The 21,680-nt window shown below is 32.2% G+C and carries 22 protein-coding genes; 5 read left to right on the plus strand and 17 right to left on the minus strand.

What is annotated here, in order from left to right:
* Positions 1-105: 105 nt before the first annotated feature.
* The 3 genes from I5M07_RS04040 to I5M07_RS04050 are packed head-to-tail and all read left to right on the plus strand — an operon-like array spanning position 106 to position 2,398.
* Positions 106-468 (plus strand): BlaI/MecI/CopY family transcriptional regulator, encoded by a 363-nt coding sequence (locus I5M07_RS04040; protein WP_200104910.1) that lies wholly within the window; start codon positions 106-108, stop codon positions 466-468.
* 3 nt (positions 469-471) lie between these two features.
* Positions 472-2,223 (plus strand): M56 family metallopeptidase, encoded by a 1,752-nt coding sequence (locus tag I5M07_RS04045; RefSeq protein ID WP_200104911.1) that lies wholly within the window; start codon positions 472-474, stop codon positions 2,221-2,223.
* A gap of 31 nt (positions 2,224-2,254) precedes the next feature.
* Positions 2,255-2,398, plus strand: a complete 144-nt coding sequence (locus tag I5M07_RS04050) for an SsrA-binding protein (protein WP_200104912.1) — start codon at positions 2,255-2,257, stop codon at positions 2,396-2,398.
* Between the two features lie 42 nt (positions 2,399-2,440).
* Here the strand turns inward: I5M07_RS04050 and I5M07_RS04055 are convergent, their stop codons facing one another.
* The 14 genes from I5M07_RS04055 to I5M07_RS04120 all read right to left on the minus strand — a co-directional run bounded on the left by I5M07_RS04055 (position 2,441) and on the right by I5M07_RS04120 (position 16,497).
* Positions 2,441-3,772: a DEAD/DEAH box helicase gene (locus tag I5M07_RS04055; RefSeq protein WP_233621934.1), complete on the minus strand. Its 1,332-nt coding sequence runs from the start codon at positions 3,770-3,772 to the stop codon at positions 2,441-2,443.
* Positions 3,773-3,868: 96 nt separating this feature from the next.
* A complete protein-coding gene (locus I5M07_RS04060) occupies positions 3,869-4,585 on the minus strand; it encodes a response regulator transcription factor (RefSeq protein WP_200104913.1) in 717 nt (238 codons plus the stop codon).
* Between the two features lie 4 nt (positions 4,586-4,589).
* Positions 4,590-6,173, minus strand: coding sequence for a sensor histidine kinase (locus I5M07_RS04065; protein WP_200104914.1), 1,584 nt, complete (start codon positions 6,171-6,173; stop codon positions 4,590-4,592).
* Between the two features lie 59 nt (positions 6,174-6,232).
* Positions 6,233-6,829 (minus strand): dephospho-CoA kinase, encoded by a 597-nt coding sequence (coaE, locus tag I5M07_RS04070; protein WP_200104915.1) that lies wholly within the window; start codon positions 6,827-6,829, stop codon positions 6,233-6,235.
* 6 nt (positions 6,830-6,835) lie between these two features.
* On the minus strand, positions 6,836-7,831 hold the full coding sequence (locus I5M07_RS04075; RefSeq protein WP_200104916.1) for a glycosyltransferase: 996 nt from the start codon (positions 7,829-7,831) through the stop codon (positions 6,836-6,838).
* A gap of 97 nt (positions 7,832-7,928) precedes the next feature.
* Positions 7,929-8,765 carry an enoyl-ACP reductase FabI gene (locus I5M07_RS04080; RefSeq protein ID WP_200104917.1) on the minus strand — a complete coding sequence of 279 codons (837 nt, stop codon included), beginning with the start codon at positions 8,763-8,765 and terminating at the stop codon, positions 7,929-7,931.
* Between the two features lie 5 nt (positions 8,766-8,770).
* Complete coding sequence (gene fabV, locus I5M07_RS04085) at positions 8,771-9,961, minus strand: enoyl-ACP reductase FabV (RefSeq protein ID WP_200104918.1); 1,191 nt, start codon at positions 9,959-9,961, stop codon at positions 8,771-8,773.
* Positions 9,962-10,046: 85 nt separating this feature from the next.
* Complete coding sequence (recN, locus tag I5M07_RS04090) at positions 10,047-11,699, minus strand: DNA repair protein RecN (RefSeq protein ID WP_200104919.1); 1,653 nt, start codon at positions 11,697-11,699, stop codon at positions 10,047-10,049.
* A 38-nt stretch (positions 11,700-11,737) separates the two neighbouring features.
* Positions 11,738-12,622, minus strand: coding sequence for a type IX secretion system protein PorD (gene porD, locus I5M07_RS04095; RefSeq protein ID WP_200104920.1), 885 nt, complete (start codon positions 12,620-12,622; stop codon positions 11,738-11,740).
* Positions 12,619-13,827: a bifunctional phosphopantothenoylcysteine decarboxylase/phosphopantothenate--cysteine ligase CoaBC gene (coaBC, locus tag I5M07_RS04100; protein WP_200104921.1), complete on the minus strand. Its 1,209-nt coding sequence runs from the start codon at positions 13,825-13,827 to the stop codon at positions 12,619-12,621. Before coaBC ends, porD begins: the two co-directional genes overlap by 4 nt.
* Before the next feature lie 7 nt (positions 13,828-13,834).
* Positions 13,835-14,152, minus strand: a complete 318-nt coding sequence (locus I5M07_RS04105; protein ID WP_200104922.1) for a DNA-directed RNA polymerase subunit omega — start codon at positions 14,150-14,152, stop codon at positions 13,835-13,837.
* An 8-nt stretch (positions 14,153-14,160) separates the two neighbouring features.
* The gene (locus I5M07_RS04110) at positions 14,161-14,955 is read right to left on the minus strand and encodes an outer membrane protein assembly factor BamD (RefSeq protein ID WP_200104923.1); all 795 of its coding nucleotides are present in this window, start codon (positions 14,953-14,955) and stop codon (positions 14,161-14,163) included.
* A 129-nt stretch (positions 14,956-15,084) separates the two neighbouring features.
* The gene (gene dapA / locus I5M07_RS04115; protein WP_200104924.1) at positions 15,085-15,972 is read right to left on the minus strand and encodes a 4-hydroxy-tetrahydrodipicolinate synthase; all 888 of its coding nucleotides are present in this window, start codon (positions 15,970-15,972) and stop codon (positions 15,085-15,087) included.
* Positions 15,973-15,975: 3 nt separating this feature from the next.
* Positions 15,976-16,497 carry a DUF6913 domain-containing protein gene (locus I5M07_RS04120; RefSeq protein WP_200104925.1) on the minus strand — a complete coding sequence of 174 codons (522 nt, stop codon included), beginning with the start codon at positions 16,495-16,497 and terminating at the stop codon, positions 15,976-15,978.
* Positions 16,498-16,544: 47 nt separating this feature from the next.
* Here I5M07_RS04120 and I5M07_RS04125 point away from each other — a divergent pair, with 47 nt between their 5' ends.
* A complete protein-coding gene (locus I5M07_RS04125) occupies positions 16,545-17,324 on the plus strand; it encodes a 5'-nucleotidase C-terminal domain-containing protein (RefSeq protein WP_200104926.1) in 780 nt (259 codons plus the stop codon).
* Between the two features lie 4 nt (positions 17,325-17,328).
* Positions 17,329-18,240 carry a bifunctional metallophosphatase/5'-nucleotidase gene (locus I5M07_RS04130; RefSeq protein ID WP_200104927.1) on the plus strand — a complete coding sequence of 304 codons (912 nt, stop codon included), beginning with the start codon at positions 17,329-17,331 and terminating at the stop codon, positions 18,238-18,240.
* Here I5M07_RS04130 and I5M07_RS16095 read toward each other — a convergent pair.
* From I5M07_RS16095 to I5M07_RS04145, 3 genes are all read right to left on the minus strand, one after another.
* Positions 18,226-18,924: a lysoplasmalogenase family protein gene (locus tag I5M07_RS16095; protein WP_394369037.1), complete on the minus strand. Its 699-nt coding sequence runs from the start codon at positions 18,922-18,924 to the stop codon at positions 18,226-18,228. The genes I5M07_RS04130 and I5M07_RS16095 overlap by 15 nt on opposite strands.
* On the minus strand, positions 18,925-20,925 hold the full coding sequence (gene ligA, locus I5M07_RS04140; protein WP_200104929.1) for an NAD-dependent DNA ligase LigA: 2,001 nt from the start codon (positions 20,923-20,925) through the stop codon (positions 18,925-18,927). It lies immediately after the preceding gene.
* Positions 20,926-21,062: 137 nt separating this feature from the next.
* The gene (locus I5M07_RS04145; protein ID WP_200104930.1) at positions 21,063-21,536 is read right to left on the minus strand and encodes a DUF6495 family protein; all 474 of its coding nucleotides are present in this window, start codon (positions 21,534-21,536) and stop codon (positions 21,063-21,065) included.
* Positions 21,537-21,680: the final 144 nt, after the last annotated feature.

Below are 21,680 nucleotides of genomic sequence, written 5' to 3' on the forward strand. Positions count from 1 at the left end.
TTTATGAAAAGAAGTACTTTCAAAACTTAAAAAATAGTTAAAAAACTAAAAAGCTAGTTATTCAACTAAAAAAATAGTTGTAAGTTTGAATCAAAGAAAAACAAAATGCAAAAGTTAACAAATAAAGAAGAAGAAATTATGCACATTTTATGGAAGCTCAAAAAAGCTTTTGTAAAAGAAATTCAGGCCGAAATAACGGAAGATCAACCACATTACAACACCTTATCAACGATTGTTCGGAATTTGGAAGAGAAAAAATACGTAGACCACCAAGCTTTTGGAAACACACATCAATATTTTCCGATTGTCACCTTAGAGGAATATCGCAAAAAATTCATGAATACGGCTATTGAAAACTACTTCAATAATTCGTATAAAAACATGGTTTCTTTTTTTGCAAAAGAAGAAAAAATATCGGCCAATGAATTACGCGAAATCTTAGAAATGATCGAAAACAAAAAAGACTAAACCATGGAAACCATAACCCTCTACCTTTTAAAAAGCGCGGCGCTATTCACTCTATTTTATCTAACTTATGTGAGTTTGCTCCGAAAAGAAACGTTTTTTAAAGCCAATAGATGGTTTTTATTATCGGGTTTGTTAACGGCTGTCCTTTTACCTTTTGTAACCTTTACCAAAACAATTTGGGTTAATCCTTCCCCAGCTGTTTCAATGGATAATACTGTCCTTTCAATACCAAATGAATCAGTTGAAATAAATTGGACAGAAGCGTATCTTTTTCCTGCTCTGTTATTGACTTATGGCTTAGTAGTCATTTTTCTCTTAATAAAATTAGCACGTGAATTCTATAGTCTCCGACAACTTTTTAAAAACAAAACTATTCAGCGTCAGGGCAAATTTAAGTTTATTAACACCTCTGAAAATATTGCCCCTTTTTCTTTTTTTGATTTTATCGTGTACAATTCCAATCTCTACAATGAAATTGAATTGCACAGTATAATAGAACACGAAAAAATTCATTCCGAGCAAAAACACACTATTGATGTTTTAATTTCTCGGTTGTTTTGTATTCTTTTTTGGTTCAATCCCATCATTTGGTTATACAAAAAAGCAATCATTCAAAATTTAGAATTTATTGCCGATAACGATGCTACTAAAAAAATTGCCGACAAAAAAGCTTATCAATACACGCTTTTAAAAATAACAACACACCAAAATTGTGTTGCCATCACCAATCATTTTTATCAATCATTAATCAAAAAACGAATTGTCATGTTAAACAAAAATCAATCAAAAAAGCAAAATTACCTAAAGTACACACTAGTAATTCCAGCTCTAATTGCCTTTATGCTGCTTTTTCAAGTAGAAGTAATTGCGCAAGAAAAAGCTGTAACTGAAAACAAATCAGTTTCAAAAACAAACGACGAACACAATCAGGGTATTTTTACAATCAATAAAAATACTTCAGAAAACCAATTAAAATACATTTCTTCTAAACTAAAAGAAGATTACAATGTTTCGGCAAAATTTTCGGATACGAAACGAAATGAAACCAATGAATTAACTGCTATAAAAGTCGATTTAAAAAAAGGCAAAGAAGTTAATAAAGTCATGCAAACGAAAAGCAGTGAACCTATCAAAAATTTCCAAATTTTGGTAAATAAAGACGAGAATGGTGCTTTTAAATTAGACCTTCAAACGATGCCTGAAGTAGCAAAAACGAAAACCATTAAAATCGTTACAACCAAAACAAAAAATGATAGTGTCACTAAAAAAGAAATTTTTATCAACGGTGAAAAGGTAACAGAACAAGAAATGAACGAACTCGATCCGCAATTAATTGAATCGATTAATGTAATTAGAAATTCAGATAAACCAAGTATTAATATTTATACTAAAGGTAATTACGGTTCAACTGATTCAAATAAAAAAATATTTCGAGTTAAAACCATCCAACAAAATGGCAGCAATTTCCCTACACCTCCGGTTCCTCCTACTGCTCCAAAAATGGTAATTAAAACTCCAGCTATTCCGGAAGCACCACAAGCCCCTAAAAAAATGCCAAATGAAAGCAATCAAAATGAATGGCTGAATTTTGAAAAGAAAATGGAGCAATATGAAGCACAATTGAAAAAAATCGAACCAGACATGTCGCAATTTGAACTTCAAATGAAAAAATATGAAGAAAAAATGAAATTATATGAGAAAAAAATGGAAGAATACGGCAAGAAGATTGAGGCCTATTATTCTAAAACAAAATAACTTATATTTGTAGGAAACAAACTCAATAAGAATGTTCAAAATCCTAGCCAAAATAAACAAATTACTACTACCGAGTTTCACCAAACAAGGCTTAGACCTAGCCAAGGCTAAAAAATGGCAATTAGCTTTGATTGGCTATCGGTTTTATGTAACCAAAAAGGCGTTAGACTCCTAAAAAAAATCTCACAAACACTCCTATATTGTTTGTGAGATTTTTTTATTCTTCTTTTTTAATGACGTTTCGTGCGACCTGAATTTTAAACTTTTTCCCTTTCATTTTTTCATCTTTTACATTTTTAAGTAAATCGATGACTTTACCATATTTTACAGCGGCAAACGAAACATGGTCTTTTACTTCAATTAATCCCAAATCCGATTTTTCTAATTTTCCCTTCTGAGAAAAAAAGCCAACAATATCGATTTTATTGATTTTATTTTTCTTTCCCCCACTAATATATATGGTTTGAAAAAGAGGAGGTTTTGGTAAATTTGAAGTATTTTTCAATTCCAAAATATCCATCTCATAATCAACATAATCTAATTTTTTTTCACTTTCATGAACCAATAAATAAGCTGTTCCTTCCGCCTGCATACGAGCCGTACGACCATTTCTATGGATAAATTCTTCTTCCTTTAAAGGCAAATGATAATGAATAACGTGTTTCATTTCCGGAATATCCAATCCTCTAGCGGCTAAATCGGTTGTAATTAAATAACTCATACTGCCATTTCTAAACTGAATTAGAGCACGCTCGCGTTCCTCTTGATCCATCCCGCCGTGATAATAAGTCGAAAAGATGCCTTTTGTATTCAACGTATCACTAATTCTTTCAGCTGCATCACGATGGTTGCAGAATACAATAGCCGACTCCGATTTTAAATTACACAACAATTGAAATAACGTATTCAATTTATCTTTTTCTTTAGAAATAACAAGCTTGGTTGTCAAATTTGAAGACGCAGAATCATTTTCTAAAAAATCTAAAATTGTTGGACTTACCACTCGGGTATATTTCGGAATTTCAATTTCAGCAGTCGCCGAAACTAAAACCCGTTTGTTTATTTTGACTAATTTCCCAATGATATAAGACATCTGCTCGTGAAAACCCAATTGCAATGATTTGTCAAATTCATCTAAAACAAGTGTTTGAATTTTATCAGTTCGGAAAGTTTGTCTTTCGATATGATCGGCAATTCTGCCTGGTGTTCCAATTAAAACTGCTGGAGGATTGGATAAATTTTTAATTTCTGTTTCCATAGAATGCCCACCGTAACAGCTATTAACCTTATAATCCGTTTTCATTTTTTTCCAAACCTGTTCAATTTGCAAGCCCAACTCTCTCGAAGGAACTAAAATTAAACATTGCACAGATAAAATTTCAGGTTGTAAAAGTTGTAAAATAGGCAACAAAAAACCAATCGTTTTTCCGGAACCTGTGGGGGAAAGCAAAAGTGTATTGGAATTATTTAAAATTGCTTCGTTAGCAACTTCTTGCATTTCATTTAAACTTTTAATGCCCAAATGAGTCAGTATTGTTTTTGTATTCATGATGCAAATTTAAAGCTAACGGTTGGAAATTTACTTTTTTTACCAATAAAAAATGGGGCATAAAACCCCATTTAATACTGTATATTTTTTTTCAAATTAAGCAGTAGCTTTATTTTTTACTACCAAACGGAATCCTTCACCGTGAATGTTCAAAATTTCAACATCTTCATCGGCTTTTAGGTATTTTCTTAATTTAGCGATATAAACATCCATGCTTCGGGAAGTAAAATAGTTATCATCTCTCCAAATTTTAGTCAAAGCCAATTCTCTTGGCATTAAGTCGTTTTCGTGTAAAATAAGCATTTTTAAAAGCTCATTTTCTTTAGGTGACAATTTAATTGGTTCTTCATTTTCAAAGGTTAAAAAACGTAGTTTCGAATTCAAATGGAATTTACCAATATTAAATTCAAACTGTACTTGTTCTGTTTTAACATCCGAAGATTTTCTTTGAATGATGGCTTTAATTTTCATCAAAAGCACTTCAGAGTCAAATGGTTTGTTCAAGTAATCATCGGCACCTGCTTTGTATCCTTTCAACACATCTTCTTTCATTGATTTGGCTGTTAAAAAGATAATAGGCACTTCGCTATTTTTTTCGCGTATTTCTTTTGCAAGTGTATACCCATCTTTATAAGGCATCATCACATCCAAAATACACAAATCGTATACATCTTTTTTAAATTTCTCGAAACCTTCCATTCCATTTTTGGCCAAAGTAACATCAAAGTCATTTAACATTAAATAATCTTTTAGTACGGCACCAAAATTTAAATCATCTTCTACTAATAGTATTCTTTTATTGCTATTTTCCATAATATTAATTTATTAGAGGTATTTTTATTATAAAGGTACTACCCTTTCCTTTTTCACTTTCAACGTAGACTTGACCGTTGTGGTCTTCTACAATTCGTTTTACATAGGCCAATCCTAAACCATGACCTTTCACGTTATGTAAATCACCTGTGTGTTCTCTGTAAAATTTTTCAAAAACGCGTTTTTGAGCTACTTTACTCATTCCTTGCCCGTTATCTTTTATTTTAATCAGAATCATATCTTTTATGTTTTCTGTAAAAATTTCTATTTCGGGAATTCCAGGAGTATACTTTATGGCGTTTTCTAAAATATTTACAATAACATTGGTAAAATGCACTTCGTTTAATAAAGCTGTTGTTCGTACTGCATCAAAATGCGTGCTAACTTTTCCTTGTTTGTCTTCTAAAATTAAACTAACATGTTCGATTGCGTCGTTTATAATATCTTCTACGTTAGTAGGATCTTTACTGATATCTAATTCTCTTTTTTCTAATTTAGAGATGCGAAGCACATTTTCAACCTGAGCATGCATTCGTTTGTTTTCATCTCGAATCATTTGTAAATAACGGTAGACTTTGTCTTTGTCTTCAATTATTTTAGGATTTCGGATTGCATCTAAAGCCAAATTAATCGTAGCAATAGGTGTTTTAAATTCATGTGTCATGTTGTTGATAAAATCTGTTTTAATTTCATCAATGTGACGTTGTCTTATTAATTGATTTAAAGCGCTCGAATAAGCCACAATTATAATCAAGGTAAAAATGATCGATAATACTGTGATACTCACTAACTCCGACAACAAAAACCTTTTTTTATTCGGAAAGGTTACCATCAATTCGTATTTACTATTCCCTTCATTATCAACAAATACCGGAATACTATAGGTTAAATCTTGTACGTATTGAAAATCGTTTGACTTGATTTTAGTGGCAATTCCACTACTGTAAATTCCAAATTCGAATTTGGTTTTAACACCCGATTCTTCGAGTTGCTTTTTTAAAAGCTTTTGCAATTTTTCTACTGAAACTCTTTCATTAATAGGCATGGCCGATGCGATATCTTTATAGAAAATTTCGAATTGGGCATTGTCTAAAATTCCTAAATTTCCTGATTTTTCAATTTTCACATCAGGAATAATATTCGGATCAACAGTTGAGTTGTCTATCGAATTATCATTAAAAATTTCGGTAACTCGTTTGGCGTTAAAATTTTTAAACCTTTCGCTGTTAAATTTTTTATCAAAGAACGAACCAGTAATATTATAATCCTCGGATATAATACTGTTAGAATAGACAATGGTTTTGTTGGTTTTTGTATTTTTTTGAACGTAATAAAATTCTAATAAATCGTCTTTTTTAGGTAATTTCCCTGTACTATCTTTAATATGATTGTATTTATCGTAAAAACTATAAGCCTCTTGTTGCTCTAATTTTTGAGCTACTTCTCCAATAACTTGTTTTACATGAAATTTAAATTGCTCGTCGTTATTTTGAAACGAACTATTAAACCAATACACTTGAACTAGTATAATTCCTATTAAAGACAAACTCATTAACAAGACTAGTATTCTAAAAAATAATTTATTCATCGAAACAAAATTAATATTTTAACATTATACAGGATAATGCATTAACCAAATATTAACATTTAAGAATCATTTTGTTTAATATTTAAAATTTTAAGAATTTTAACAATTTCTTGCTTTACTTCACGTAAATCGACGTTATTGATAATAAAATTGCTTTTTTCGGAACGTTGTAGGTCATTCCATTGCATTTTTATTCTATTTGTAATTTCTTCTTCTGTTGTTTGGTCACGCAATTTAACTCGTTCAATTCGAAGCGCTAAAGGGGCTATTACCGTAATAATTAAATCGCAATCTTTGTAACGGCCACTTTCAAATAAAATGGCTGCTTCATAAATCACATAATCAAAATCTTGTTTTTCAGCCAGCCAATTTTCAAAATGTTTTTTTACTTCGGGGTGTACAATTTTATTTAAAATTTCGAGCTTTTCAGCATCTTTAAAAACAATAGCTGCAAGTTTACCTCTGTTTAATTTCTCTTCATCAAAAATAGCATTTCCAAAAGCATTACGAATAGCAGTAACAATCACTTCCGATTGCATTAATTTTTTAGCTTCGTCGTCAGCAATGTAAATCGGAATTCCGTAATCGGCAAACATTTTAGCAATCGTGGTTTTACCACTACCTATTCCGCCCGTTAAGCCAATTACTTTGGTCATTTCTTACTATTTAAAAAATAAATTAGGAAAAGCTTCTTCTGGCTTTTTCTTTAAAATTACCACTTTAAAATACGATTCTAAAAAACCTAAACCATATCCCAAAAACTGCTTCCAAACTGCCACAAGAGATAAAAGTCCGATTTTTAGACTTCTATTTTGATAAGTTGAAACTAGAAATATGATAAAGAAATAAGCAAAATACAATTGCAACAACCAATCGTAATTAATCAACATTAAAAGAAAAGCAACAATCAAGCCCAAAATAAAAAAGCTTGGAAAAAAGAAAGTCAATTTACGGTGTTGCGGATACCAACTGTTTAAGATTGGTCTTGCTTTACCAAATTTATTAACCTGAAGAGTAAATTTATCCCAATCAATTCTGCGTTTGTGATATACATAAGCATCAGGAAAAAGTTTTGTACGAAAACCTAAATTCCATAATCGTATTGCCAAATCGGGATCTTCGCCAGGATGAATATTTCCAAAACCATTTGAAGCTTCGAATGCTTTTTTAGAAAGTCCCATATTGAAACTTCTGGGTTGAAATTTTCCTATTTTTTCAGAGCCACCTCGAACTCCTCCTGTAGTTAAAAATGAAGTCATGGCAAAATTTATTGCTTTTTGAATATCCGAAAAACTCTCAAGCGCTCTGTCGGGGCCTCCAAAACAATCTACAAAATCTTCTTTTAATGCTTTTTCTACTTCGGATAAATAATTTATAGGAATAATACAATCCGAATCAAATATGATAAAATAATCACCTTGAGCCCTTTTCATCCCGTAATTCCTAGAATCGCCGGGTCCAGAATTTTCCTTAAAATAATACGATATTTTTAGCTTGTGCGCATATTTTTCAGCAATTTCTAAACAAGGTTTAGTTGAACCATCTTCAACCAGAACTACTTCAAAAGGTTTTTCATAATCGCTTAGCATTAAGCTATCAAGCAGTTCATCTACTTCGTCTGGACGATTAAAAACGGGGATAATTAATGAAAATATCATATTCAATCAATCGATATTAGAATATACTTAAAAATATTGAATTTTAACACAAAGGTACTTATAAATATAAAAAAACCATCAATTAAAAAACTGATGGTCATCTTGTATTTGAACTATTTTCGTTATATTTTGAAAAGGTTTCTAAAACAGCTTGGCTTACTCCTACGTTAGAAAAACCGCCATCATGAAACAAATTTTGCATCGTTACTTTTTGAGTTAAATCGGAGAACAGAGTAATAATATAATCGGCACAATCGGCTGCCGAAGCATTGCCTAAAGGGGCCATTTTTTCTGAAAAAGAAATAAACTCTTCAAATCCTTTAACTCCGTTTCCTGCTCGAGTTGGTGTTGGTGATTGCGAAATGGTATTAACTCTTACCTTTTTATCTTTACCAAAAAAATAACCAAAACTACGACCAACTGATTCTAAATAGGCTTTATTATCAGCCATATCGTTGTAGTCTGGAAATACTCTTTGCGCAGCTATATAAGATAAAGCCACAATACTACCCCACTCGTTCATGGCATCCTTTTTATATAAAGTTTGCATTAACTTATGAAAAGATAGTGCCGAAACATCCCAACCTTTTTGTGTAAAATCATAATCTTCATCAATATAATGATTTTTTTTACGCACATTGACCGACATCCCGATGGAATGCAATACAAAATCAAGTTTGCCTCCTAAAATAAGTTGCGCTTTTTCAATTAAATTTTCTAAATCAGAAACAAGCGTAACATCGGCTGCAATAATTTGAGAGTTGGTTTTAGACGCTAATTCTTGAAGACTTCCCAATCGCATCGCAGCTGGTGAATTGGTCAAAACAAAAGTCCCTCCTTCTTCAAAAACACGTTCGGCCGTTTTCCAAGCAATTGAATTTTCATCCAAAGCACCAAAAATAATACCTCGTTTCCCTTTCAGTAAATTATACATTTTATTTACGAAATACTTTTTATTTGAACCAATTCATTCGTATCAGCATCATAATCGACACCTTCGAAACCAAAACCAAATAAATTCAAGAAATCATTTTTATAACCTGCTAAATCGCCAATTTCTGAAAGATTCTCGGTAGTGGCTTCTTTCCATAAAGCAGCAACTTCTGCTTGAACATCATCACGCATTTCCCAATCATCAATACGAATTCTTCCTTTATCATCTGTTGGCACTGGTTTTCCAGAATACAAACGATCTTGATACAAACGCTGAATTTGTTCTATACAACCTTCGTGAATACCATCTGCTTTCATAATCTTGTACAATAATGAAATATACAATGGAATTACAGGAATAGCTGAACTGGCTTGTGTTACCAAAGCTTTATTAACAGAAACATACGCTTTGCCGTCGATATCTTGTAAACTATCTGTAATTTCAAAAGCAGTAGCTTCCAAATGATCTTTTGCACGTCCGATTGTACCTTTACGGTAAACTGGCTCCGTTACTTCTGGGCCTATATAGGAATAAGCGACAGTTGTTGCCCCTGGTGCTAAAACTCCTGCGGCCTTCATTTGATCTATCCACATAGCCCAATCTTCGCCACCCATTACCACCACAGTATTGGCAATATCTTCCTCATTAGCGGGTTCAATTGAAACCTCTGAAACTTTACCTGTATGAAAATCAACTGTTTTGTTTGAAAAAGTTCCTCCGATAGGTTTTAAAGTAGATCGATGTAAAACTCCCGTTTCTGGATGCTGACGAACTGGAGAAGCCAAACTATAAATTACCAAATCAACTTGACCTAAATCGGCCTTAATTAAATCGATAGTTTGTTGTTTAATTTCTTTAGAAAAAGCATCGCCATTGATACTTTTTGCATACAAACCTGCTTTTTCTGCCTCATTTTCAAATGCTGCCGAGTTATACCAACCTGGTGAAGCTGTTTTTCCTGCTGCTGGCGCTTTTTCAAAAAACACTCCGATTGTAGCTGCATTAGAGCCAAAAGCACTAGTAATTCTTGACGCCAAACCAAAACCGGTTGAAGCTCCAATTACCAACACTTTTTTAGGTCCATCAATCGCACCTTTTGACTTAACATATTCAATCTGGTTTTTTACGTTTTGCGCGCAGCCTTCTGGATGAGCTGTCAAACAAATAAAACCGCGCATTCTTGGTTCTATAATCATAATTTAAAATTATTTATCTTTTAATATTTGAATATCGTAAACGAAGTAAATCGCCTGTAAAGGCTGACAAATATAGCCTATTTTTTTAGTTCAACAAGGCTTTGGCATGATTTAAAGCCGAATCAGAAACAATGGATCCTGATAGCATTTGCGCAATTTCAACCACTCGCTCGTCTGCCGATAACAAACGTAATTCCGATTGCGTATCTTCACCTACTATGGTTTTAGAAACTTTAAAATGAGCATCGCCCTTAGCTGCTATTTGCGGTAAGTGTGTTATGGCAAAAATTTGCATTGTCTGACTCATTTCTTTCATGATTTCTCCCATTCGAATGGCAATTTCTCCCGAAACTCCAGTATCAATTTCATCGAAAATTAAGGTTGGAAGTTTTGAAAATTTAGCTAAAATTGCTTTTACTGCCAACATAATTCGAGACATTTCACCACCCGAAGCTACTTTTTTCAGTAGCCCAAAATCAGAACCTTTGTTTGCCGAAAATAAAAACTGTAATTCATCTTTACCGTTTTCAAAGAAAGTATCCGAAGGCAGCAAAGTAATTTTAAATTGAGAATTAGGCATACCTAATGTGGATAAAATCGCGACCAAATCACGACTTAAATCGGGAATAGCTTTTTCTCTATTACCGTGAATTGTACTAGCTAATTCATCTAATTGTAACTTTTTACTATCTAATAATTCGGTGTATTTTGCAATTTCATCTTCAATATTTTCTAATTCAGAAACAGAAAGTTCTAGATCGGATTGAATGCTTAACAATTCAGCCACAGAATTGACTTGATGTTTTTTTTGTAAATTATAAATGATTTGTAATTTCTGATTGATCATTTCTAATCGCGTGGGATCATTTATTAATTTTTCCGACACACTTTCTATTTCTTTCGAAAAATCGTCAAATTCAATGGCAATACTCGAAATTCTAGTAAAAAAAGAGTCGTATTCTTGTGAAAAAGCAGCAATTTTTTGAAGAGCTGTTTTAATTTCATTCAAATTATGAAAAACTCCAAATTGCTCTTCATTAGCTAAGGCCAAGGATTTATCAATGGATTCTTTAATAACTTCAACATTATTTAATTTTTCAAACTCCTCCTCCAATTCTTCTTGCTCGCCAATTTTCAATTTTGCCTCAGTTAATTCTTTTAATAAATAACTGTTGTATTCGTGTTCTTTGACCGAATCACTTTGTTTTTTAAGTAACGTATTTAATTTTGCTTTATCCGACTTATATGTCTTCAAAAGCACCTGGTAATCAGCTATGGTTTCATAATTTTGAGCAATCGCATCAATAATTTGAAATTGTACTTTTTCATCCGAAAGTTCTTGTGTTTGCTGTTGCGAATGAATATCAATTAAAAAATCACTTAACTCTTGCAATTCTTGCAAATTGACCGGACTGTCATTAATAAAAGCTCTTGATTTCCCAGATGGTAAAATCTCTCTTCTAATTATGGTTTCTTCTTCAAAATCCAAATCATTGGTTTCAAAAAATGGCTTCAAATTGTATTTAGAAATATCAAATTGCGCTTCTATAATGCATTTTTCTTCTTTATTTTTCAAGGATGACAAATCGGCTCGTTTCCCTAAAACCAATCCAATAGCACCCAAAATGATTGATTTTCCGGCTCCTGTCTCACCCGTTAGGATTGAAAATCCTTTTGAAAAATCAATAGAAAGTTTTTCAATAAGTGCATAATTTTTTATTGTAAGTGCAGTTATCATAAAATTAAAATCAAAAAAATAAAAAGTGCAATTTGGATTTAATAATTAATTTCGGCCCATTTACTCGAATTTAAAGGCGAAATTTTATTTAAAGTATCTAACAAATCCGAAACCGGAATTGTGGGGCCTCCCGAGAAAATAGAAACAATTTCATCTGACTTGGCATCGAAAAAGACACGCGTTAAAAAGGCATTCGGTTTAACCGAACTAACTTTGGTAATATTCAGTAACGATGCTTTAATTTTTTCTTTCGCCGATTTCACATCTTGTGTCATCAAATCCAACCCTTTGTGGTAATTAAACGATGTTTGACGCAATTCCATATACATAGGCGACATCATATCGTTAATTAAATAATACCTGTTTTGCAAACCATCCGCTTGTGTCCAACCTTTATTATTGCCCTGTTGCGCTACATTACCAATATTTTGAGCAATTTCGAAATAACGATTTCCTGCCATTGGCGCAAAACTGTCCGCATCTAATCCTAAAATAACATAACTGTAGAAGGCTAAAACCGAAATTAAATTTCCGTCATACGTATTGGGATTAAAGATTAAATTTTGAAATTCAGTATAATTAAATGTAAAATCTTTATCGTTGTAATTAAAAATTGGCGATGAATACGTCGAATTATAAACCAATCGAGAGGCCTGAACCTGAATTGTTCCTGAAAATTGATTCGAATTTTGCGAAGTCAACGTAATATACATGGAGCAATTAATTTTTTCGTTTTGTTTTAAGGCGCTACCTGCCCAATCGGTATTATTTACGAAATCGGAAATTGCATTTTGCAAAGTTTTATAGACCTGCTGATTGGTACTAGCTAACATTTGCGTATTAATTGTTACGGTGCAATTTAATTGTTGCGCCTGAAGCAATCCAAAAATAAAAAATGCAACTAATACGAAATATTTTTTCATAAAAAATAAGAAATGACTTTGTTCAAAATATCTGCGGCAACAGCTTCTTTGGGTTTTAAATCCATTGGTTCTATAACAAAGTTTTTATCTATAAAAGTCACCTTGTTGGTTGCCTCTTTAAAACCAGCTCCTTTATCTTGCAAGGAATTTAAAACAATCAAATCTAAGTTTTTTTTCTGAATTTTAAGCTTTGCATTTTCAATTTCATTTTCGGTTTCGAGTGCAAAACCAATTAAAAACTGATTTTTTTTAGTTTGCCCTAGCGATAATAAAATATCCTGTGTTTTTTCTAATTCAATTGAAAATTCAGAAGCCTCTTTTTTAATTTTTTGATTGGAAATTAGTTTTGGGCGGTAATCTGCAACAGCGGCAGCAGCAATAGCCACATCAACATTTTCATAATATTGATGACAAGCATCATACATTTCTTGAGCAGTAGTTACAGAAATTAACACTACGTTTTCATTTTTAACTTTACAGTGACTTGGTCCAGAAACTAAAATTACCGACGCACCTAAATTGGCCGCTTCATTGGCAATATCATAACCCATTTTGCCTGAGGAATGATTTCCTATAAATCGAACAGGATCGATGGCCTCATAGGTAGGTCCAGCAGTAATTAATATTTTTTTTCCATTTAAAGGCAATTTACTTTCTAAATCAGCTTCTAAAAAAGCAATGATGTTTTCGGGTTCTGCCATTCGGCCTTCACCAGAAAGTCCACTTGCTAATTCCCCTTTTTCAGCAGGAATCATGATATTTCCAAAAGTTTTTAATTCAGTAAAATTGGTGATCGTAGAAGGATGAATATACATATCCAAATCCATTGCTGGTGCAAAATAAACCGAACATTTAGCCGATAAATACGTAGCCAACAATAAATTATCGCAAGTACCATGAACCATTTTAGACAAGGTATTTGCAGTTGCAGGAGCAATCAACATGATATCAGCCCAAAGAGCCAACTCTACATGGTTGTTCCATTGCGCTTCTTGCTCTTCATCGTTAAAAAAAGTAGAAAATACGGGATTCTTAGATAATGTAGCTAAAGTGAGTGGCGTTACAAAATCTTTAGAAGCAGGCGTCATAATTACTTGAACTTGAGCACCTGCTTTTATAAAAAGTCTAACCAAACCAGCAGTTTTATAGGCAGCAATTCCGCCAGAAACTCCTAGCAAAATTTTCTTCCCTTTTAAAACCGACATAGTAGAATTATTTGTTTGAATTTCTGTAAAAAGTTTTACCATCTAACCATTCTTGCACAGATAAAGCATGTGGTTTTGGTAATTTTTCATAAAATTTAGAAACCTCAATTTGCTCTTTGTTTTCAAAAACCTCTTCAAGGCTATCATTATAAGTAGCAAATTCTTCTAATTTTTCGGTCAACTCTTTTTTAATTTCAGAATTAATCTGATTGGCTCTTTTTGCCATAATGGTAATCGCTTCATACACATTACCAGTAGGTTTTTCAATAAGAGCTTTATTATAAGTTACTGTATTTACTGGAGCACTTGTCTTTTTTAAATCCATTACTTTAGTTATATTTTAAATTTTTCTAAATCTTCATCAATTCTGGCATTCATTTCTTCTGCCTTTTGTTTGTATTTGGTGTCGCTTTTAAACTTCATCAAATTATTATAGGATGTTTTAGCCACATTCAATCTATCTTTCATCTTATCATACACACTATTGATTGCCAATTGATAAGCCGAATCAAATTTATAAAATAAGGCATCTTCTTTATATGTTGTTCCTGGATAATCGGCCACAAAATTATCAAAAGCAACCAAAGCCGATTTATAATCCGAAATAGTATTGTATTGTTTAGCAATTTCGTATGACTTTTTTTCCAGTTTTTCAGTTAAAACCTTCATGGTTTCGTTTGCCTCTACAATATATTGCGACTCTGGATAATTATCAATAAAATTTTGCATTTTTTCGATAGCTTTGTAGGTATCCGTTTGATCTAAACTATAAGCCGGTGATAATTTCGAATAACTTTTAGCGCCTAAAAAAGCAGCTTCTTCGACCTTTTCACTTCGGGGGTAACCCGCCACAAAACTGTCAAACTGATAACCTGATAAACTGTACTGCTTGGTATTGTAATATGATTTAGAAAACATATAAAACAACTTTTCTGCTTGCGGTTTCCCTTTGTAACTTGGCGCCAATTGTTCAAAAAGACGAATCGCTTTTGAATATTTCCCAGCATCATACAATTCTGAAGCCATGGCAAATTTTGTTGCTACATCTTCACTTTTAAGGGCTTTTTGGTAATCTCCACAGGCGTTACAAAGAACAAGAAGAAGAAACAAAGCAGTTATTTTTTTCATTTAATTACGATTACAATGATTAAAAAGTTCTGTTATTCAGCACAAATTACACCGTAGTTGCGGCGGCAAATTTAGTCATTAATTTAGCTATAACAAAATATTTTTAAACTTATAAAATTACAACAATATCTAGTCCTTTTTAATACTTTTTTTAACAAAACTTTCTATTCTTTTCGATAAATCTTCATCAACATTTACCAATGGTAAACGCAAGGTATTATCAGCAATACCTAAATAATGAAAAACTTCTTTAATACCAGCCGGATTTCCTTGCTCAAAAATCATATCGATACATTCATCTAAAAAATACTGCGTTTTAAAAGCTTCATCTACTTTTCGATTCAATCCTAAGCGAATCATTTCTGAAAATTCTTTTGGAAAACCTTGACCAATGACCGAAATTACACCTGCGCCGCCGGCCAAAACCATTGGTAAAGCAATCATATCATCTCCCGAAATAACTAAAAAATCTTGAGGTTTGTTTTTTAGCAATTGCATAGCTTGAACCAAATCACCTGCGGCTTCTTTTATAGCAACTATATTTTCAAAATCGCTAGCTAGACGCAAAACGGTTTTAGGCGACATATTACTTGACGTTCTACCTGGAACATTGTATAAAATTACAGGAATTGGACTAGCCTCGGCTATAGCTTTAAAATGCTGATAAATTCCTTCTTGACTTGGTTTATTGTAATAGGGAGAAACCGAAAGTATGGCTTCAAAATCAGCAAAATTTCTGGTTTTTAATTCATTCACTACCTCCAAAGTATTGTTCCCTCCTACTCCTAATACCAAAGGCAATCTTCCTTTATTTGTTTTTACAATCGTATCAATAACAAGTTCTTTCTCTTCGGCAGATAACATAGCATTTTCTGCGGTAGTCCCTAAAATCACCAAATATTCTACCCCACCATCAACAGAAAAATTCACTATTCGCTGTAAAGCTTCTGTATCAACCGAAAGATCTTTGTTAAAAGGAGTTACCAAAGCAACACCCGTTCCTATTAATGATTGCATAATCTAAATTCTATTTTTTAATATTTTTATATATTTTATTAATTCGTTTGCAAAGGCTTTTTCGTTATCCAACGATGTTTGTATAATCAAATCATTCAACAAATACCCATTTATTGGTAAACCTGCTTTAAAACTTGCCTTTGACTGGTTTGTTATTGCAAGCAATAAAGGATTAGAATCTTGGTAATAATTTATCAATAAATCAAAATTTGAATGAATAAATTCGGTACAAATTCCTTCTTTAAACGCACCTTTATAATTTACTTCTTCGCATCCAAAGCATGCAAATGTACTCGATTGTTTGTCATTCTTTCTTTTATCAAATACCAAAACCGAAATATTATTAGCATCAAAACCATTTGCAAGTAAAACATCTAAAATCACATCAACTTTACCCAAATTAATCTTTTCTATAAGTAACCCAACTGTGCTGAATTGCCCTACAAACCTTGACATAACGGTATCTTGCAAGCTTTTTTTTAACGATTTTTTTATAAAAAAAAACTTTACTGTTTTTAAAAACATAGTACTTTTACAAGATTACAAAATTAATTATTTAAGCCGCATTTGAGATGGTAAAACTAAAAAAGTATAATGAAGTTTTAAAACTTTTTGTTATATTCTTAACACACCTAACAATCACTTCTTGCAGTACATCACATTACCAACCTACTAAAATCACAGGAAAACAAATTCCCATAGCTAGTACAATTTCCGAATCACCTGAAATTGAAGCGTATATAAAACCATATCGAGAGCATATCAATAATGATTTGAATGCCGTTTTAGCCTATTGTCCAGAAGATTTGAATAAAAATGATGGCAAATGGCAAACAGCGATTGGAAATTTAATGGCCGATGCTTGTTTGGAAAAAGGAAATCTTATTTTCGAAAAAAGAGAACATCAAAAAATTGATTTATGCATTCTGAATTTTGGTGGAATTAGAGCTCCCTTACCAAAAGGAAATATAACTGCACGAAACGCTTACGAAATTATGCCTTTTGAAAATAGCTTGGTTGTTTTGCAATTAAAAGCCGATCAAATATTGGCTTTTGTACATTATTTCATTACCGAAAAAAAAGCCCATCCTATAGCAGGCATGACATTTACAATTGATAAAAACGGGCAACCTAAAAACATTCAAATTCAAGGAAAAGCTTTTGATACCAACAAAAATTATTATCTAGCCACTAACGATTATTTAGCAAATGGAGGAGATAATATGGATTTCTTTAAAAACAGTATTCAAAAATTCGATTTAGATTATAAACTTAGAAACATCTTAATTGATTATTTTACCGAAATAGATACGGTTACTGTTAAAAATGAAATTCGAATTACTGAAGAATAAAAGTATGAAAAGAAGAGAATTTATAGAAAAAACAACAGCTAGCGCTACTTTATTAGGGTTAGGATTATCATTAAGTAGTTTCGAATCAATTACTACAAAACACCTCACCGTTTTACATACTAATGATGTACACAGTCATATTGACCCTTTTCCGGCGGATGACGCGCGCAATCCGAATATGGGTGGTGTAGCCCGAAGAGCTGCTTTGATAAAAACCATTCGAGAAGAAAATCCAAATGTGCTTTTACTAGATGCAGGTGATATTTTTCAAGGAACACCTTACTTTAATTATTATGGTGGCGAATTAGAATTTAAATTAATGAGCATGATGCAATATGATGCCTCTACAATTGGAAATCATGATTTCGATAATGGAGTAGACGGGTTGTTTGCACAAATGCCACATGCACAATTTGAATTTATTTCCTCCAATTATGATTTTTCCAATACGGTAATGAACGGCTTGGTTAAACCTTATAAGATTTTCGAAAAACAAGGACTAAAAGTTGGTGTTTTTGGTCTTGGAATTGAACTCAACGGCTTAGTGGACAAACGAATGTGTAAAGAAACCGTGTACAACGACCCCGTAGAAACAGCTCAAGACATGGTTAGTATTTTGAAAAATGAGAAAAAATGTGATTTAATTATTTGTTTATCGCATTTGGGCTACAAATACCGAGATAACGAAACTAAAATATGCGACTTGAAATTAGCTGAATTAACAGAAAATATCGACTTAATAATCGGGGGACATACACACACTTTTTTAGACAAACCAACCGTTTTAAAAAACAAAGCTGGAAAAGATGTTTTAATAAATCAAGTGGGCTGTTATGGCATTAATTTAGGTCGAATCGATTTTTATTTTGATAAAGACAAAAATAGTATTGCTCAAGGAAAATCAATTGTGGTTTAATTTATTATACCTTTTGTTGTTTTTTAGTAATAAAAAATAACGCGCCATGAAATAATACGCTAGGGATTGTGTAGTATTTCGGATGAGCCTAAAAATGAGCAATTCATGTGAATATTTATTAAAAACGAAAAAAATATCCGACAACAAAAAACAAATAACCATTATCATTGCAAATAAATTCACTACTGTTGGGCGCAAAATATAATTAATAAAACAACAAATACTCATTGCCGACATTACTATTCCGTATAAGATATACAAATCAAACTTATCATTTTTATTTACGGTCAAATTCAAAACCGACAAGGTCAAGAAAACTATAAAAACCAATACCATTAAAACTGGAGCCATGTCCTTCTTTTTTATTTTAGATCTTTTAAAAACGTTATAAAAAATCCAAAAAAACAACGAGTAAACGGTTATAAAACTAAATATTGAACCATAACTTGCATAAACTGGATTAAGAATATTCATTACATCACCCATAAAACAAAAGAAAAAAAGGATGCTTTGATACCAACTTATTTTATAATTATTAGAAATTAAGAAATAAATAAAAATCAGCGGAATTGCTAAGGATCTTAAATAAATTGTTATGTCATGATTACCAAAAAAACTTTCAAATACAATTGAAAAAAAAATAGTGGCAAAAAACAAATAAAGAGACGGTTTATTGGGTTGCATTTATTGAATTTGATTTAAAAATTCCGCTTCCGATAGAATAGGAATATTCAATTTATTGGCTTTCTCTAATTTAGCTGGCCCCATATTATCGCCTGCCACTACAAAATTTGTTTTTGCCGTGATCGAACTCCCCACTTTACCACCATTGTCTTCAATAGCTTTTTTTAATTCATCTCGCGATAAAGTCGCAAAAACACCCGAAACAACATAGGTTTTACCTTCTAATTTATTAGTAGCATTGAGGTTGATTTTTTCAACAATTTCAAATTGAATACCGAAATTTTTTAATCGTTCAATTATTAATTTATTAGCATCATTTGCAAAAAAATCAAGTACACTTTGCGCAATTCGCTCGCCAATTTCATCTACTAAAACCAAATCTAATAAGGTGGCTCTGCTTAAATTATCAATATTTTTATAGTGTTTGGCTAATTTTTTCGCAACAGTTTCACCCACATATCGAATTCCAAGACCATATAAAACCCGCTCAAAAGGTATGTTTTTAGATTTCTCAACTCCATTTACTAAATTCTCGGCCGATTTTTGAGCCATTCTTTCTAGAGGAAGAATTTGCTCTACTGTCAATTCATATAAATCAGCATAATCATGAACCAAACCATTCGCATACAATAGAGCAACGGTTTCACCACCTAATCCTTCAATATCCATTGCTTTTCGCGAAATAAAATGCTGAATACGTCCTATAATTTGCGGAGGACATCCATAAAAATTAGGACAATAATGATTGGCTTCTCCTTCATTTCTTACCAATTCTGTTTGACATTCGGGACATTGAGAAATATAAACTGTTGGCGCTGTATTAGCCGGACGTTTATCCAAATCGACTCCAATTATTTTCGGAATAATTTCACCTCCTTTTTCAACAAAAACAGTATCTCCTACCCTAATATCTAATTTAGCAATTTGATCTGCATTGTGCAAAGAAGCCCGTTTAACCACAGTACCTGCCAATTGAACCGGAACCAAATTTGCGACTGGAGTAATAGCACCGGTACGACCAACCTGATACGAAATCGACTCTAAGATGGTCGCAACACGTTCGGCTTTAAATTTATAGGCCATTGCCCAACGAGGGGATTTTGCTGTATAACCCAACTCTTCTTGAAACTGAATCGAGTTAACTTTTACCACAACTCCGTCGGTTTCATAAGGCAATTCATGCCTGTGCACATCCCAGTAATCAATAAAATCAAAAACTTCGCTTAAATTATGAGCTAATTTAGCTTCTTTTGGAACTTTAAATCCCCAATTTCTAGCAGTAACCAATCCTTCATATTGCGTATCAAAAGGAAGTTTATCGCCCGTAACATAATACAACAAACACTCTAATGGTCTTTTGGTAACCTCACTACTATCTTGTAATTTTAAACTTCCGGAAGCTGTATTTCTTGGATTAGAATAAGGCGTTTCTCCAATTTCAATCAAGTCTTGATTCATTTTTTCAAAACCTTGCAAAGGCAAAATAATTTCGCCTCGAATATCAAACCTTGGAGGAAAATCATCACCCTTTAATTCTAGCGGAACAGATTTTATGGTTTTAATATTTTGCGTAACATCATCCCCTTGAAAACCATCTCCCCGAGTCACAGCTCGGTTTAATTTGCCATTTTCGTAAGTAATACTGATAGATGCTCCGTCATACTTTAACTCACAAGTATACGTCAAATTCACATTTCCTAAAACACGTTGCAATCTGTTTTCCCATTCTTGTAAATCTTCTTTAGAATACGAATTATCCAACGAATACATGCGGTATTGATGGGCTACGGTTTGAAAATTCTTGGTTATAACACCACCAACTCGTTGTGTAGGTGAATTGGCATCAAAAAACTCTGGATACTTTTTTTCCAGCACTTCAAGTTCTTTCAATTTAATATCAAAATCATAATCAGAAATAGTCGCATTATCCAGCACATAATAATTGTAGTTGTGCTCGTTAAGTTCCTTCCGTAATGCCTGAATTTGCTGCTGAATTTCCATAAATTGATTTAGAAATAGTGAAACGTTTATTAATGTAATTAAACTTTAAAAGTAATAATTCTTATCGAAAATTTGACTGAAAACAAAAAAACCATTTCAAAAAAATGGTTTTTATAAAATGAATAAAAATCGTGTATTTACGACTCTACAATCGTGATTATTTGCGTAAACAATTGTCCATCGGTTAAAAAAGCACCTTGTTTAATGAGTTGAAAAATAGATTCGTTTCGATCTTCGGTAAAAACTTTTTTACCAATTTTCATTTCAATGTTATCGGTAAACATATTGTCTCCTAACCATTGAAGCCCCTCTTTGGTCATAAAATCAATTTCTGGATTTAATGTTTTCAGTATAATCGATTTTATTTCAGTATCAAAACATTCGAATAAAAAGATATGAGTTTTAGAAAAATGTTCTAAAAATTTTGCTCTTGACAAAACGCCTTCCCAAATTAAATCTGAAAAAACATCTAATTCTTGCTCGGCCACTTCGGGTTTATTTTCTTTAATAGCATCCCATTCCGTTTTATCAATGGATTGACTTGCTAAAAAAGTGGCAAATTCATTATGTAATTCATCAAATTGTTCTTTTGTAAGTCTTGCGTATTTCATTCTGAATATTATTTTTTTAAATTGAGTCATGCTTTCGCAAAGCTCAAGTCATTTATGCTAATTTATTTGAGCATCTAGTACTGCTATAATGCTAATTAATATAAAGTAAAAAATCTGAAATAAATTCAGATTAAAAAAAAATCC

Origin of the sequence: Flavobacterium agrisoli (assembly GCF_016522065.1) — a bacterium.
GTDB lineage: Bacteria > Bacteroidota > Bacteroidia > Flavobacteriales > Flavobacteriaceae > Flavobacterium > Flavobacterium agrisoli.